The following is a 15,695-nucleotide window of genomic DNA, read 5'->3' as shown; positions in this document are numbered from 1 at the left end:
GGGGATTTTGGCGATTGGCGATTGCGCTGAAGTAACACGCCCGTTATCACATCAAGTTAGCACACCTTCAGTGATCCAGCGGCAAGATGTCGTGGGCGCTGATGCCCATGTTTGTTCAGAAAAATTGAATAGACCTTGCAGATTTCTTCGTTATCTTTATGTGGCTATGGCATTTATAGTGAGAACCCAAACTAAGATTTTGAAGTAAACAGGAAGGATGAATATGTCTCTCAAGCTACACACCATTATCTGTAGTACCCGCCCGGGCCGCGTCGGCTCTTCCGTTGCCGAGTGGTTCAACACGGCTGCTGCCGAGCAGGGTGGATTTGAAAGTGAGCTAGTGGACTTGGCGGACTTCAACCTGCCGGTTTATGACGAACCGAATCACCCGCGCATGCAGAAGTACGAGCACGATCATACAAAAGCTTGGTCAGAGAGCGTGTCAAAAGCTGATGCCTTTGTGTTCGTGATTCCCGAATACAACTTCTGCCCACCTCCGTCCTTCGTTAATGCGGTGAACTATCTGTTCAACGAGTGGAACTACAAGCCGTGTGCCTTTGTAAGTTACGGCGGCGTGTCTGGCGGTCTGCGCTCGGCTCAAACAGCCAAGCAACTGGTTACGACAGTGAAAATGATGCCAATGACCGAGGGCGTCATGGTTCAGATGCCGTGGGAAAAACTGGATGAGAATCGTCAGTTCCAAGCTGAAGATGTGCATACGCACTCTGCAACGGCGATGCTGGAAGAGCTGGCGAAGTGGGCGAAAGCCCTTAAGACCATGCGGTAAGAGAGAAAAAAGCACCGGGCACGTGCCCGGTGCAAAAGCTGATGACTGATCATCAGAACAGGAAATAGGTTGGTCAGTCGCTAACCGGACCTTCTTCAATTGCAGATCTCATGCGTCGTCTCAGGAGAGGGCCAACGATCACCGGCAGTGCCAGTCCCAAGCCTGCAACCACCCAAAGCCCCAACGCCAGCGGACTGCCCCAGAGCGTGCTCCAGTCACCGTCCGACAGAATCAGTGCATGGCCCAGGTTTTTCTCCATCTCCGGCCCCAATAGCAAACCGAGAATGATCGGTACCAGGGGGATCTCCAGCTTACGCAGGAAATATCCAGCAACCCCGAACGCCACCATAAAGTAGAGGTCAAAGGTGCTATTGCTGATGGAGTAAATGCCCACGAACGCGACCATGGTGACAATCGGGAGCAGGAACATAGGTGGTATCGACAACAGCTTTACGAACACGCCAATCATCGGAATGTTCAGCAACAGCAGCAGTACGTTACCGATCAACAGCGCGGCAATAACGCCCCAGACAATGTCCGCATTCTGCGTGAACATCAGCGGACCGGGGGTAATATTCAGCGAAATTAACATGGCCAGCAGCACGGCCGTGGTGCCGCTGCCAGGTACCCCCAACGTGAGCATGGGGACCAGCGCGCCGGAGGCCGCACCGTTGTTTCCTGCTTCCGGGGCAACCACGCCACGGATGTCGCCTTCACCAAAGGTGCCTTTTTTGCCAATGACCCGCTTTTCCAGCGTGTAACTGATAAAACTACCCAGCGATGCACCTGCACCTGGCAGCACACCTGCAATAAAGCCGAGAACGCCGCCGCGTAGTTGGGTAGGAATGGTGCTTATCAGCTCTTTGAAGGTCAGTGTTAACTTGCCGACGTTCACTTTTTTGTGGCCGCTACCAATGCGGGATTCCACGAAGAAAAGCAGCTCGGAAATGGCAAACAGACCCACAATCGCCAGAATGAAATCAATACCCTCATACAGTTCCAGAACCCCAAAGGTATAGCGCTGGGTGCCTGTCGAGATGTCAATGCCGACGGTCGAGATCATGATGCCGAGTGCAGCCGCAATGACGGTTTTCATCGGGTTTTTACCGGTGATGCCGCCCAACGTGGCAAATGCCAGAATGAACAGGGCAAAATACTCGGCAGGCCCGAAGGTAAGGGCAAACTTTGCCAGCACCGGGGCCAGCATGATCAAACCAATGGTTCCGATCAGCCCGCCTGCAAACGAAGCAATCGCTGAAATTGCCAAGGCATCGGCCGCACGGCCTTTTTGCGCCATGGGATAGCCATCAAGGCAGGTCATCATCGCCGGTTCATCGCCCGGAATGTTAAGCAAGATCGACGATATTCGGCCGCCGTACATCGCACCTGCGTACACGGAGGTGAGCAGGATCATGGAGGTTTCAGGCGGTAAGCCTAAGGTGAATGCCAATGGAATCAGAATCGCCACGCCGTTGGCAGGGCCAAGACCCGGCAAACAGCCAATGAGTGTGCCGATAAATGCGCCGAACAGGGCAAACATCAGGTTGTACGGGGTCAGCGCCACCGCAAAACCGTCCATCAAAAAGCCAAGTGTTTCCATCAGTTGATCTCCAGCAGGCCGGCCGGCAGGCTCAATGACAGGCCATAATTAAACAACCCGAATACCACCACCGCACTGATCAATCCGGTCAGAAACGCTTTGCCTGGTGAAGCGCCCATACGCCAGCTCAATGTGCCCACAACCAACGTGGTCGAAATCACAAAGCCCAGAGGCTCCAGTAGCAGGGCGTAGATCACCAGCACGATGACAGCAACCAAAAGCTCCAGGGCCGTTTTGCCCCAAGGCCATTGTGCGTCTGCGTCTGGCTTCACCATCAGATAGAGGCTGCCAATGACCAACACCACCGACAAAATGGTCGGGAAGGTCTCTGGCCCCAGGCCTTCTGAGCCCCCGAACGGCTCGGGCCACTGTTGCGCGACCCAGCCGTAGGCCACGGCCAGGACCAAAAGGCCCAGGCCGAGAATGCGGTCGTTTAATCCGCTCATTTCATCAAACCGATTTCACGGGACAGGTCAGTGATCTCCTGTACCTGCTGATGAACAAAGCTTTCAAACTGGTCTGCATCCGGATGGAACGGGATCAAGCCATTGCTCTTCATGACCTGCTTCCACTCATCGCTGGCGTACAGAGTGTCGACAGCCTGCACCCAGTATTCTTTGGCTTCGTCGCTGGCACCTTTAGGCATATAGAACCCACGCCAGTTGGGGCCCAAAGCATCAATGCCTTGCTCTCTTGCGGTAGGGATATTATTGAACTTGCCGGGTAGGCGTTCTTCAGAGAGTACGGCCAGCACGCGTAGGTCACCGGACTCCATAAAGCCTGTAGCCTCGGAGATGTCACCGGTAAAGGCATCTACTTGGCCGCCGACCACTTGGGTCATGGCTTCGCCACCATTGTTGTAAGACAGGTAGGGAATCGAGGGGAGTTTATCGACACCTGCGGCTTTGGCGGCGATCAGTACTTTTAAGTGATCCCAGCCCCCACGTGCGCTACCACCGGAGAATTTCACCGCTCTCGGGTTTGCCTTGCTGGCTTCAAACAGCTCGTTCAGGTTTTGATAAGGGGAGTTCTTGCCAACGGCAATGATGCCGTAGTCGGCACCCAGCGCTCCGACCCACTTCACCATATCGGCATCCAGACCGGGGAACTGTTTTTGCGCCAAACGGGTGGTTGTTGCTGTAGATGCGGCCACAAGCAGTTTGTCATCTTTATTACGTTTGCTCACGGTGTGGGCGTAGGCAACACCGCCACCGGCACCGGCCATGTTGACCGTTTGTACTGTGCCTTCGACCAGTTTCAGCGTTTGCATAACGTTGCCGACACTGCGACAGGTAAAGTCCCAGCCGCCGCCTGGATCTGCGGGTGCCAGACACTCGACCTTGCCGGAAGGCTGCCATGCCAAGGCGGACATGCTGAAAGCTGCTGCAGCTGCGAAACTCAGAGTTCGTTTGATAAACATGAATAGTTATCCTTCGATTGTTGTTGTACGCACTCCGGAGGAGCTCTGGATGTAGATTAAAAGGTGGTCATCTTGCTAAAAAGTTTGTGCGCGTATTGCCTTTAAAAAACCTAAAACGCATTAAGTTCATAAAGTTCACGGGCAAAAAGGCATCTTGTGCTTTAACCTCACTCCTAAATGACAACAAAATCTGATTAGAACGTGGCGAGAAAAACCAGACTCAAAACCCGAATGATCCTCACGCTGGTGCTTGTTAGCGCCTTGCAGACCGCATTGATTGGTGGGATCGCGGGCTATTACCTCAGTGAATCCCTATACAGTGAAATCGGTCAGCGCGCATTGATGGTGGCGAAAACGGTGGCTGCCACACCGTCTGTGATTTCGGGTATACAGCAGCGCGACACCGAGACATTGAACGAGCTCGCTTCAATGCTGGCGGCCACCAACGAAGCGCTCTTTATCGTGATTGGAGACCATCGGGCAATCCGGCTGGCGCACCCATCGCCGGATCGAATTGGTCTGTCGATGGCTGACGATGATGGCGATGACGGCCGGGAAGCCTTGGTTGAAGGCCGAGGCTACATTTCGCGGGCGCTGGGTAATCTGGGGGAGACCATGCGAGGCAAAGCACCTGTGGTGTTGCCTGAAAGCGGCGAGATCATCGGGATTGTTTCGGTGGGCTACAGTGTTGTGCAGGTCGGCAACACGATTCAGCGCTACAAGTTTATCTTCTATGGCATTGTCGGCTTGATGCTGTTGATCAGCATACTGGTCGCTGTTGTGATTGCGGGGCGCTTCAAGCGGGAGATTTTTGGCTTGGAGCCGGAAGAGATCGCCCGACTGTTCGAGGAACGTAATGCCACCTTGCAATCGGTACGCGAGGGCATCATTGCTATAAACCGCGATGGCATTATCACTACGGTTAACCGAGCCGCCCTTGAAACCCTGGGAATGGATGCGGACACGGCAGTTGCGGGACGGCCAATTCTCGAGGTTTTACCTGATAGTGACTTGCTCTCGGTGCTGGAGTCCGGCATTCCGGATTTTGACCGTGAAGTTTGGCTCAAAAACCGTCAGATGGTAGTGAACCGGCTACCAGTGAGGCAGGGCGATGAGACCATTGGCGTTGTTGCCAGTTTTCGTCGGCGAGACGAGTTAGACCATGTCAGCCAGCAACTGACGCGGATTCAGCAGTACGCTGACACGCTTCGTAGTCAAACTCATGAGTATTCCAACAAACTGCACACCATTGCCGGATTGATTCAAATTGGAGCTCATGCGGACGCCTTGAGCTTGATAGGCCGTGAAGCCAGCGACCACCAGACCTTGATTCATTTGTTGTTGGACGCGGTGCCGGACCCTGTAATCGCCGGGTGCTTGCTGGGTAAGTACAACCGGGCAAAAGAAATGGGCTTGCACCTCGATATCGACCCGGACAGCCGTATGAGTGATATTCCTGAGGCACTGCCGAGAGATCAATTGGTGAGCGTGCTGGGCAACCTGATCGACAATGCGCTGGAAGCAACGCGCCAACACACCGGTGAGGGTGGGCATGTTTTGCTGTCGATGACCGATCTCGGCCATGAGCTGATTTTTGAGGTGGATGATCAGGGGGGCGGTATACGTGAAGGTGAGCGGGATCGAATCTTTGAAAAAGGCGTGACCAGCAAAGAATCCTTGGGCAAGGAGCATGGGTATGGACTTTATCTGGTGCAACAGTTCCTGAACCGATGGGGTGGTTCCATCACCGTTGAAGACCTGCCTGACGCCGGCAGTCGCTTCACCTTATACTTGCCCAAGATTCCGGATGCCAGGAGTGCTCATTGACTAAGATTCGTTTGTTGATCGCTGAAGATGACCGCCAGATTGCGGAAATCCAGAGAAGGTTTGTTGAGCGGCTTGATCACGTTGAACTTTGCGGTATCGCTCATACCTTGGCCGATGCTCGCGATCTTGTGGAAGTCATGGCTCCGGATCTGATTCTGTTGGATGTGTATTTTCCGGATGGCAGTGGCCTGGACTTGCTGCGAGAACTCAGAGCGCAGGATAGCAGCAGTGATGTCATCCTGATCACCGCAGCCAAAGAAGTGGATACCTTGCGCAGCGCTCTGAGGGGCGGTGTCTTTGATTACATCCTGAAGCCGTTAGTGTTTGAGCGGCTGGAAGAGGCGGTCAACCGGTTCCGCACCCGGCTTGAGCACTTATCGGGGCTGAATCAGCTTGCCCAGAATGAAGTCGATGCGCTGATTCCCCGCACAGCCGAAGAAGACGCCCGCTCTGCAAACGACAGACTGCCTAAAGGCATAGATGCGCTGACACTTGAGAAAATACAGGACGTGACCGGCAATGGTGAGCCTTGGAGTGCGGAAGAAGTGGGCAAGGCCATTGGAGCATCCCGAACAACCGCAAGGCGCTATCTTGAATTCATGGTAGGAGCGGGCAAGCTCTCTGCAGAGGTGACTTATGGCAGTGTTGGCCGCCCAGAGCGGCGTTACCAGATTGTGGAGTAACCGCTAGAAACAACAAAGCCCGGATCTTTCGATCCAGGCTTTGAGTAGGGAATTCTGGTCGGGACGGTAGGATTTGAACCTACGACCCCTTGCACCCCATGCAAGTGCGCTACCAAGCTGCGCTACGCCCCGTAAACTGCTCGCCGCCAAGAAAAGAGGTTTATCTCAGTGGCTTAGCGGGAGCGAAGTATACGCCAGCCCCAAATAAAAATAAACAGGTGACCGGCGACTTTCTTCAGAACAATCAGCGTAATTTGGTTTCTCTGAGCTTAAGGATGAATTCCGGTGGCTCGAAGGTATTCGGCTGCGCGCACTTCCAGTATTTATCGAAAACAGTAAGACCGGTTTCGCCCTCCAGTAATATGCCAGGTTCCAGAAAGTGGAACAGATCCAGATAAGTGTGGACTTCGTTTTTCGAGACCCGGCGCACGATGTGTTCCGGGCCCAGCTCCGAGGGATGGTTCAGGCCGGAGGCTTCTAGCAGGTTCTGCAGAGCTTCCAGGGTCTTGCAGTGGAAGTTGTACACTCGCTCGCTTTTCAATGGTACATCCAGCTTATTGCCTCGGCGTGGGTCTTGGGTGGCTACGCCAGATGGGCAGCGCCCGGTATGACAATTGAGCGCCTGAATACAGCCAAGGGCAAACATGTAACCGCGGGCCGCGTTGCACCAATCGGCGCCCATGGCCAGCGTGCGGGCAATGTTAAAGGCTGAGGTTATCTTGCCGGCGGCGCCAATGGCGATGTCGTCGCGAAGGTTGGCGCCAACTAGGGAGTTGTGCACCAGCAGTAGGGCCTCGGTCAGAGGCATGCCGATTCGGTTGATGAACTCCAGAGGGGCTGCGCCCGTGCCGCCTTCACCACCATCCACTACGATGAAGTCCGGTTTTATCCCGGTTTTCAGCATGGCTTTGACAATGGCAAACCACTCCCACGGGTGTCCAATGGCCAGCTTGAATCCGACCGGTTTTCCGCCGGAAAGCTCTCGCAGTTGATCAATGAACTCAAGCAGTTCAATCGGCGTGGAAAATGCCGAGTGGCTGGAGGGCGAAACGCAGTCTTCGCCCATCGGAACGCCTCGAGCTTCGGAAATTTCTTGGGTAACTTTCTCCCCGGGTAATATGCCTCCGTGTCCCGGCTTTGCACCCTGAGATAGTTTGACCTCTATCATTTTTACTTGGTCTAAGCGGGCGTTCTCCTGAAACTTCTCAGGGCTGAAGGTGCCATCCGGATTGCGGCAACCGAAATAGCCCGAGCCAATCTCCCAGACCAGATCTCCTCCGGGCTCCTTGTGGTAGCGGGAGATGGAGCCTTCACCGGTGTCATGGTAGAACCCACCTTTCTTTGCGCCGGCGTTCAGGCTGAGTATGGCGTTGGCGGAGAGTGAGCCAAAGCTCATGGCCGAGATGTTAAACACGCTGGCGCTGTAGGGTTTTTTACAGTTTTTACCGATCACAACCCTGAAGTCGCTATTGGCCAGTTTGGTGGGGGTTAAGGAGTGGTTCATCCATTCAAAGCCTTCCTCATACATCGACAGCTGAGAGCCGAACGGGCGCTTGTCGAGAACACCTTTAGCCCGCTGGTAAACGATGGTGCGTTGCTCCCGGGAAAAGGGCTGCTCGTCTGTATCCGATTGGATAAAGTACTGGCGAATTTCAGGCCCTATGGATTCGAGCAGATACCGAAAGTTGGCCATGATTGGGTAGTTGCGGCTAACCGTTCGTTTTCGTTGCAAAAGATCTCGAGTGCCAATGCCGGTCAGCACCGCAAAAATGACTGGAAAAATGAACCCGGTGCCAGTCCACAGCGCAAGAGGGAGTGAAATGACCAGCCCGGCGATGCTGATGGCGTAGGCGGAATAACGAAAAGGGAAGGTGGTCGTTTTTACCATGAATACCTCTAGAGGCTGAAGAGTTAATGCTCCAAGTATATGCCAGAGCGCTCTAAGGTGGCCAAGCTGCTGAAAATATTTGGAATAGGGCTTCGTTCTTTTTTCTGTGGTCTATAATTCTGTGGATGGATGCGACACAAGGCGAACTTTGATGTTTTGAGGTCAAAGTAATAGGATAACGTGCTTGTAATCTTTTAGGACAGGTCGGAATGACTTGTTCGCCATGCACTTTTCAGACATCACACCAAAACCAGGAGGCTCCACGTGGGCGAGGTAGTGAAAGACGAATATCAGACGGACTACGTCGCAGGCCAGGATAATATCAATCCGTTTGGCCTGGACCTGCACAACTGGGTGTTCCCGGTAACTGCAGTGGTTGTAGTGCTGTTTGTCATAGGAACTCTGATGTTTCCGGCTTTGGCCAAGGAGACACTTGATGGAGCTAAGTGGGGAATCATCGCCAGTTTTGACTGGTTCTTCCTGCTGAGCGCCAACATCTTCGTGGTGGTGAGCCTTGCGCTTATCTTCATGCCAGTGGGTAAGATCCGTCTTGGTGGGCAGAATGCAAAGCCTGAGTTCACCCGGATCTCGTGGTTTGCCATGTTGTTCGCAGCAGGCATGGGTATCGGCCTTATGTTTTGGGCCGTTGCTGAACCAGTGGCGTATTACACCGGGTGGTACGAAACGCCGTTTAATGTTGAGGCGAATACTGAAGCCGCACGAGATTTGGCCATGGGTTCTACCATGTACCACTGGGGCCTGCACCCTTGGGCCATCTATGCAATTGTTGCTCTGTCGTTGGCATTCTTCGCGTTTAACAAGAACATGCCGCTGACCATTCGTTCTGCCTTCTTCCCGCTGTTGAAAGACAGAGTGTGGGGCTGGCCGGGTCATATTATTGATGTGTTGGCGGTTGTGGCGACCATTTTTGGTCTGGCGACTTCCTTGGGTTTTGGTGCGCAGCAGGCCGCTTCAGGCTTGAACTACCTGTTTGATGTGGGTGCGGGCACCAACGTTCAGATGGCCATTATTGTGGGCGTAACCGCTCTGGCATTGATGTCGGTTCTGCGTGGTCTGGATGGTGGTGTGAAGGTGTTGAGTAACATCAACATGATCACCGCTGGCGTGTTGTTGTTTTTTATCATTTTCGCCGGTCCGACTATGACCATTATGGAAACCATCTGGATTACGTCTACTTCCTACGTAACCAATGTGGTGCCTCTGAGCAACCCGTTTGGCCGTGAAGACTCCGCCTGGATGCAGGGTTGGACTGTCTTCTACTGGGCGTGGTGGATTTCTTGGTCACCGTTCGTAGGTATGTTTATTGCGCGTGTATCCAAAGGCCGTACCGTACGTGAGTTCGTCACTGCGGTTCTGATTATCCCGACGCTTATTACAACCGTTTGGATGAGTGGCTTTGGTGGTACTGCGCTGGAGCAGATTCAGAATGGCGTAGGTGTGCTTGCCGAGAAAGGCCTCACGGATGTGTCGCTGGCGACCTTCCAGATGTTTGAAGGCCTGCCGCTGACCGGCATCATCTCCTTCGTGGGTATCATTCTGGTGTTGGTGTTCTTTGTCACCTCATCGGATTCCGGTTCACTGGTTATCGACAGCATCACGGCTGGCGGTAAAACCGATGCGCCGACAGCTCAGCGTGTGTTCTGGGTTGTTATGGAGGGTGCCATTGCGGCCGCGCTGATCTTCGGTGGCGGTGATGATGCTCTCGGGGCTATTCAGGCGGTGGCGATCAGTGCTGGCCTGCCGTTTACCTTGATCTTGCTGATCATGACGTGGGGCTTGCTCAAGGGTCTTTCCCAAGAGCGAAAACTGCTGGTTCAGCGGGGCGAGCTGCTCTGATTTAATGAGCAAAACATAAAAAACCGGAGCCTAACAAGCTCCGGTTTTTTTATGTCCGTACTAAATTGTCACATCCGGCTGAAGGTCTTCATCGCAAACTGAGCCCTTTCACGCGGGCTGAAGTGAGGGCGTTTCAAACCCTCGATAGCTTTCAGGCGCGGCATTAAACCACAGCCGTTTGCCATTTGGATCGCCAAGCCGGGGCGGGCATTCAGTTCCAGCAGCAAGGGGCCTTGGTGGGCATCTACCACCAAATCCACACCCATATAGCCCAAACCTGTCGCTTCATAACAGCGTGCGGCCATTTCCAGCATGTTCTCCCAAGACTCAATCTGAATGTTCTCGAGAGCCAGCCCGGTGTCCGGGTGGAGCGTAATCGGGCGGTTAAACTGAACAGCGTTCAAGCTTCGGCCTGTGCCAAGATCCAAGCCAACACCGACTGCGCCTTGATGCAGGTTCGCCTTGCCGTCTGAAGCTTTGGTCGCCAGCCTCAGCATGGCCATAACCGGGTAACCCTGAAACACGATAATGCGAATGTCCGGCACACCTTGGAACGAGTACTTGGCGAGCTGGGGTGAGGATTCCACTAAGTCTTCCACGATCGCGACATCGGGGGTGCCGGCCAGAGAATAGAGTCCAGCCAGTATGTTGGTTAGGTGCCGTTCCAGCATGGCGACTGGGATTCGAGCGCCAGAGGCTTTGATGAAGTCGTCTCCATCGCGCCCGGTGATCACTGTGATGCCTTTCCCGCCAGAGCCTTTAGCCGGCTTGATGGCAAAGCCAGAGAGGTCTTCAGCCATCTCCCGAAAGTGGGATATTTCGTGTTGCTGGCGAACCACTTGGAGTAGCTTGGGGGTTTTTACGTCGTACTCACCAACGGCGAGCTTGGTCTTCAGTTTGTTGTCGACCAAGGGATACGACGAGCGGTCATTGTACCGGGCAATGTAATCCACATTGCGCCGGTTCATGTTCAGCATCCCGATTCGGTTTAGCCTGCGTGGGGAAATCCAGTCCATATCAATCGTAGGCCTTCATCGGGGTAAAGCGACGAAGTTCGCTGAGTTTGTAGCCGGTGTATTGGCCCATCAGCAAAATCAGCCCCAGAATCACCAGGTGCAGTTCAGGGAAGTTGAACGTCAAATGGCCTGCCAGAGGTCTGCTCATGGCCAAGTATGCGCAAATTGCGACAAACAGGCTGCCAGCCCCTTGCACGGCCACTTCGCGAGGGCCTTCTTCTTCCCAGAGGATCGACATACGTTCGATGGTCCAGGCAATGATTACCGTGGGGAAGAAGGTGACGGTCATGCCGGTATTAAAGCCCATCTGGTATCCGACGATGCTCAACCCGGCGGTGATGAAGATCACCAGAATGATCAGAGCAGATATTCGAGAGACAAGCAGAAGGTTAAGACTGGATAGGTAGCCCCTGAGCAGCAGCCCGATGGCAACAACCGACAGGAAGGCGATCAGCCCGGGTACCAGTGTGGTTTGTACAAAGGCGACGGCAATCAACACGGGCATGAAAGTGCCAGAGGTGCGCACGCCAATGACCATGCGCATGAATGCCACCATCAGTGCGCCAATAGGCAGAAGCAGCAGCATTCTGAACATACTCTGCTCTTCAATCGGAAGCTGGTAAAAACTCAGAGCGCTCAGGCCATTAGAGGCCGCTTCACGTGCGGCGAGCTGAAGAGCCGGAATGGTTTGTCGGAGCATGGAAAAGCTCACCTGGGAGTTGTCGCCTCCCACCACATCGAGCAGTGATTCAGACCCCTGACGCCAAAGCAGAAGGTTCTCCGGTACGCCTTGCTCAGCAGTGCGCGGATCAAATGTTAGCCAGCGTTCGCCGTTGTATATCTGGATGAAAGGAACAAGGTGCTGGCGTCTGCGAGCATCTTCAAGCTTCAGTGCATCCGCTGTGCGAGCGGCGATGCCCGCATGGTTAAGCATCCGAACCAAAACTTGAAGGTAATTTTCATCCGACACCAGCATGGTGGAATTCTGGGTCCGGTTGTCTGGCTGCATCAGCGTGATCAGTTCCCGGGTCAGGCTTTCCGGGGAGCTTGATCGTTCTGTCGCCTGGTTAAGCAGCTCTCGCACAGCGGTTGCCTGGGGTTCTTCCCAAAAGACCGTTTGGGGCCGCGGTGCGCGGGTTGGCGGCTGTTGAACGATGTTTTCATCAGGAACGAATTGAGATTTGAAGTAGAGAGTTTGTGGTCCCGTTACTTCTCGTTTGGTCCACTCGGCGCGGCGGCTACCGTTGTTCTCGAGAATAGAGAACCCGTATCCAGGCGATGCAGCCTGCTCGGTCAGAATGCGAAAGCCGGGAGGTTGCTGTGGTACGTGCAAGTTAACTTGTGCAGAGTCACCATACCCTTGGAAGTCTACCCGGGCTTCAACCATCCAGACGGGTTGCTGTTCGCCGGTCATCCATGGGATGCCCATCTCGAAATGTCGCCAGGTTGCCACGGAAAGCCCAGCGGTGATGAGCAGAAATACGGCAACATAAAATGGAATGCGGGACCTCACGGTCATGCGTCATCTCCCTTGGGGGCTTTGTTGAGGTAGCTTTTAGGGAGTTCAGTAGCGAACTCTTTGCCGACATCAATCAACATGACATCGCGCAATACGTTACGGCCGATTAATACTTCGTAGGTGAGATTGGTGCGGTCTGCAAGTGTGAATTCTGCAACTTGCTCGTGGTCGCCAATAGCAAATTGAAGTTCCACCACAACGCGTCGTTCAGCTTCATCCGCCGCTGACTGTATAATTTTTACGCGGCGGGAGACTTCTTTCTCCAGCGTGACCCACTCTTCACCGGATGTGCCGGGCACCGGGACTTCAAACCGTACCCAGTTGCCACCATCGCGTTCGAAACGCTTCACATTGCGGGTGTGAATTGAGGAGGTTTCTGCACCACTGTCGATTCGGGCGGTGTATACCGTGCCAGCTTCTGCCAAGTACAACTTCTCAACTTCCCCGACAACAACCTTGCCTTTCAGGCGGTCTGCCCGGCCGGTGTCTTTGGGGACAGGAGGGCAGCTTCGCTGAACAACCGGGGGGCAGCTAGGTTTTTTGACCTGAGTGGCGATGGCGTCCAGGATCGTTTGTGTGGACTGCTGCTGGTGGCCCAGTATTTGTTCCTGGCGTACACCGGCGTTGTTTTCCATCGTTACCAGTGTGGCTCGCTGCTTGTTTAGCGAGGCGCGAATGTCATCGACCCCTTCCTTGGAAACCATAAAATATTGGTCCGCAGTACACCCGGATAGCGTAAGAAGCGCGGTCATGCCGAAAGCAAGTCGTGGTCGAGGTTTGAAGAACCTGTCACCCATGAATATCCCCTGAATTGGCTGCTTGATAAACCGGTTTTGGAGTTTGTTCCGGTCAGCCTTCATTGTGTTGTCGGTCAGGAGCGTGAGTATACTACAAGCTGGATGTTCAGCGCCTTTACAGATGGTTAAGGCGCGGGCTTATTTGGCAAGAAAGGAGCCCGTTCCGAGGGTGGTTTCGGAACGCAAGTACTCTTGAATGACCGGCGAACAATTCAAGTAGAACAGGAGTAGTTCACGTTGTATGTCCTGATCTTGAATGCGGGAGGCATAGGTGATGACATCTTTGAGCGTTTGGTCGTCGGCGGCCGGGTTGTCAGGAGCAGCAAAGGTGTGCTCGTAACGGTCGCGCAATAACTGGGTAAGCCGTTCGAGATGAAACTCTCCAGTATGGGTGATGTGGGGCAACATCTTTGCACCACTTCGTCGCCGGCACGCTTGACCTTGCGCCAGATACGCTTCATCTGCAGTCGTATTCGATTGCAGAAAGTCGGATCCCAGTTTTCTCCAGAGTTCTTTTAACATGCTCTAGTCCTGCTGGTGAGCACTTAGCTGGCTTGCCATCAATAATAAATGAATAGCCGTTTCATTCTTTGTAGATGAATTTGCCTCGTGCGTCTAGAGGCTTCGGGGAGAATTGTCCTAAATGCCAAATAGTCGAGGCTGCTCTTGGGGTGTTAGTCCAATATGCCCCAAAAAACAGGCTGCTGGGTTAGACTGTCAAGGTTTGCCCATTGATAACCGCATTGATTAACCCGAACCGACGCATATTCAGGAGTTGCCGCCAGTGGTAGAGGGATTCGCTCAATTCAGTACAGCTAACCCGGAAATGTTTTTGGGAGGGCTTGTGGCGCTGCTGGCCGTTTGCTGCGGGCTGGTCGGACTTTTACTGCATAAGAGCTCGCGAACAAACGCGTTGCGCAGGGAGTTAGAACAGACAGAGCAGGCCGCACGCGAAGCCGATGAGCGCCTGAGGGCGGCTGAGCAGGCCCATGCCCTGCATGATCAAGAGGTGCGCTACTTGGAAAGCGCCCTGGCGGAGAAGGTGGATCGAGTGGAAAAGCTGGAGCGTGCCGTAGAAAGCTGGCGTGATCAGGTCTCCACGCTGAAGGCTGACCTGCGCGAACAAGAGGTGACGCTGGATAAGGAGCGACGTACAGCCAGCGAGAAGCTGGAGTTGCTGGAAAGAAACCGTGACAGCCTAAAACAGGAATTTGAGAATCTGGCGAACCGTATCTTCGATCAGAAGAGCGAGCGTTTCAGTCAGCAATCGAAAACCAGCCTGGATTCTTTGCTCAATCCGTTCCGGGATCAGTTGCAGGATTTCCGCAAGCGGGTAGAGGATGTCTACACCACCGAAACCCGAGACCGGCAGGCGCTGCGCAGTGAAATCAAATCGTTACAGGATCTGAATCGGCAGATTACTGAAGAAGCCGCCAACCTGACTAAAGCGCTGAAGGGTGACAAAAAAGTACAAGGTAACTGGGGCGAGCTGATACTCGAACGAGTGCTTGAGCGTTCGGGTTTACGCAAAGGCATTGAGTACGAAACTCAGGGTAGCTATCGGGATAGCGAGAACCACCTGCTGCGCCCGGATGTGATTGTTCACCTCCCAGACCAGCGCAATCTGGTGGTCGATTCGAAGGTGTCACTGGTGGCCTATCAACAGTGGGTGATCGCCGAGGATGACGAAGCTCGGGAGCAGGCCTTGAAGCAACACGTTGAAGCGGTGAGGAACCACATTCGCAGCCTTAGCGAGAAGGATTACAGCCAGCTTAATGGGCTGCATTCGCCGGACTTCGTGTTTTTGTTTATGCCCATCGAGCCGGCCTTTGTGGCCGCTTTTCAGCAAGATGATAACTTGTTCGCTGAAGCATTCGAGAGAAAGATTATTGTGGTGACGCCCACCACCCTGTTGGCGACCTTGCGCACCATCGAAAATATCTGGCGTTATGAGCGGCAAAGTCAGAACGCGCGCCGCATTGCTGAACGTGCGGGCGCTGTGTATGACAAGCTGCGAGTTTTCGTGGAGGCCATGGAACGGCTTGGTAGCCAACTCCATACGGCACAGGGTACGTATGATAATGCGATGAATACCCTGACCCGAGGCCGTGGTAATCTAATTTCTCAGGCTAACCGGTTTGTTGAGCTGGGTGTTCGGGTGAAAAAGGAACTGCCCAAGAGTATTGTCGAGCAAGCCGAAGTGGATGCCGATGATGTTGAGGGTACGGACGAGCAAGAGTTGCGCCGTGATTTGGAATCCGCGGACACGGTCACAAGCAGCACCGATAGCAATTAGGAGTA

At 53.9% G+C, this 15,695-nt stretch carries 13 protein-coding genes and 1 tRNA gene; 5 read left to right on the top strand and 9 right to left on the bottom strand.

Annotation, left to right across the window (positions count from 1 at the left end; all coding sequences use genetic code 11):
* Positions 1 to 223 precede the first annotated feature (223 nt).
* Entirely contained in the window at positions 224 to 787 is a 564-nt protein-coding gene (locus ACNQ6O_RS09665) for an NADPH-dependent FMN reductase (RefSeq protein WP_418053010.1), read from the top strand.
* A 73-nt stretch (positions 788 to 860) separates the two neighbouring features.
* Here the strand turns inward: ACNQ6O_RS09665 and ACNQ6O_RS09660 are convergent, their stop codons facing one another.
* The 3 genes from ACNQ6O_RS09660 to ACNQ6O_RS09650 are packed head-to-tail and all read right to left on the bottom strand — an operon-like array spanning position 861 to position 3,807.
* Positions 861 to 2,387 (bottom strand): tripartite tricarboxylate transporter permease, encoded by a 1,527-nt coding sequence (locus ACNQ6O_RS09660; RefSeq protein WP_418053009.1) that lies wholly within the window; start codon positions 2,385 to 2,387, stop codon positions 861 to 863.
* Positions 2,387 to 2,833: a tripartite tricarboxylate transporter TctB family protein gene (locus tag ACNQ6O_RS09655; RefSeq protein WP_418053008.1), complete on the bottom strand. Its 447-nt coding sequence runs from the start codon at positions 2,831 to 2,833 to the stop codon at positions 2,387 to 2,389. The genes ACNQ6O_RS09660 and ACNQ6O_RS09655 overlap by 1 nt, the downstream gene beginning before the upstream one ends.
* A complete protein-coding gene (locus ACNQ6O_RS09650) occupies positions 2,830 to 3,807 on the bottom strand; it encodes a Bug family tripartite tricarboxylate transporter substrate binding protein (protein WP_418053007.1) in 978 nt (325 codons plus the stop codon). The genes ACNQ6O_RS09655 and ACNQ6O_RS09650 overlap by 4 nt, the downstream gene beginning before the upstream one ends.
* 231 nt (positions 3,808 to 4,038) lie before the next feature.
* Here ACNQ6O_RS09650 and ACNQ6O_RS09645 point away from each other — a divergent pair, with 231 nt between their 5' ends.
* Complete coding sequence (locus tag ACNQ6O_RS09645; RefSeq protein ID WP_418053374.1) at positions 4,039 to 5,634, top strand: ATP-binding protein; 1,596 nt, start codon at positions 4,039 to 4,041, stop codon at positions 5,632 to 5,634.
* A complete protein-coding gene (locus ACNQ6O_RS09640; protein WP_418053006.1) occupies positions 5,631 to 6,317 on the top strand; it encodes a response regulator in 687 nt (228 codons plus the stop codon). Before ACNQ6O_RS09645 ends, ACNQ6O_RS09640 begins: the two co-directional genes overlap by 4 nt.
* 55 nt (positions 6,318 to 6,372) lie before the next feature.
* Here ACNQ6O_RS09640 and ACNQ6O_RS09635 read toward each other — a convergent pair.
* Together ACNQ6O_RS09635 and ACNQ6O_RS09630 are read right to left on the bottom strand one after the other, a co-directional pair.
* A tRNA-Pro gene (locus ACNQ6O_RS09635) sits at positions 6,373 to 6,449 on the bottom strand.
* Between the two features lie 112 nt (positions 6,450 to 6,561).
* Positions 6,562 to 8,205, bottom strand: coding sequence for an FMN-binding glutamate synthase family protein (locus ACNQ6O_RS09630; RefSeq protein ID WP_418053005.1), 1,644 nt, complete (start codon positions 8,203 to 8,205; stop codon positions 6,562 to 6,564).
* Between the two features lie 264 nt (positions 8,206 to 8,469).
* On the opposite strand from ACNQ6O_RS09630, the gene ACNQ6O_RS09625 reads away from it, so the two are divergent.
* Positions 8,470 to 10,062 carry a BCCT family transporter gene (locus ACNQ6O_RS09625; protein WP_418053004.1) on the top strand — a complete coding sequence of 531 codons (1,593 nt, stop codon included), beginning with the start codon at positions 8,470 to 8,472 and terminating at the stop codon, positions 10,060 to 10,062.
* A 68-nt stretch (positions 10,063 to 10,130) separates the two neighbouring features.
* Here the strand turns inward: ACNQ6O_RS09625 and ACNQ6O_RS09620 are convergent, their stop codons facing one another.
* The 4 genes from ACNQ6O_RS09620 to ACNQ6O_RS09605 all read right to left on the bottom strand — a co-directional run bounded on the left by ACNQ6O_RS09620 (position 10,131) and on the right by ACNQ6O_RS09605 (position 13,916).
* A complete protein-coding gene (locus tag ACNQ6O_RS09620; protein WP_418053003.1) occupies positions 10,131 to 11,078 on the bottom strand; it encodes an alpha-L-glutamate ligase-like protein in 948 nt (315 codons plus the stop codon).
* 1 nt (position 11,079) lies between these two features.
* Entirely contained in the window at positions 11,080 to 12,597 is a 1,518-nt protein-coding gene (locus ACNQ6O_RS09615) for an inactive transglutaminase family protein (RefSeq protein ID WP_418053002.1), read from the bottom strand.
* The gene (locus ACNQ6O_RS09610) at positions 12,594 to 13,394 is read right to left on the bottom strand and encodes an ATP-dependent zinc protease (protein WP_418053001.1); all 801 of its coding nucleotides are present in this window, start codon (positions 13,392 to 13,394) and stop codon (positions 12,594 to 12,596) included. The genes ACNQ6O_RS09615 and ACNQ6O_RS09610 overlap by 4 nt, the downstream gene beginning before the upstream one ends.
* Positions 13,395 to 13,532: 138 nt before the next feature.
* Complete coding sequence (locus ACNQ6O_RS09605; RefSeq protein WP_418053000.1) at positions 13,533 to 13,916, bottom strand: hypothetical protein; 384 nt, start codon at positions 13,914 to 13,916, stop codon at positions 13,533 to 13,535.
* Positions 13,917 to 14,178: 262 nt separating this feature from the next.
* Here ACNQ6O_RS09605 and rmuC point away from each other — a divergent pair, with 262 nt between their 5' ends.
* On the top strand, positions 14,179 to 15,690 hold the full coding sequence (rmuC, locus tag ACNQ6O_RS09600; protein ID WP_418052999.1) for a DNA recombination protein RmuC: 1,512 nt from the start codon (positions 14,179 to 14,181) through the stop codon (positions 15,688 to 15,690).
* The last annotated feature ends 5 nt before the right edge of the window (positions 15,691 to 15,695 follow it).

Origin of the sequence: Marinobacter sp. SBS5 (genome assembly GCF_048285575.1) — a bacterium.
Lineage (GTDB): Bacteria > Pseudomonadota > Gammaproteobacteria > Pseudomonadales > Oleiphilaceae > Marinobacter.
The sequence above is the reverse complement of the archived record's forward strand: the minus strand, read 5'-3'. Positions and strand labels throughout refer to the sequence as shown.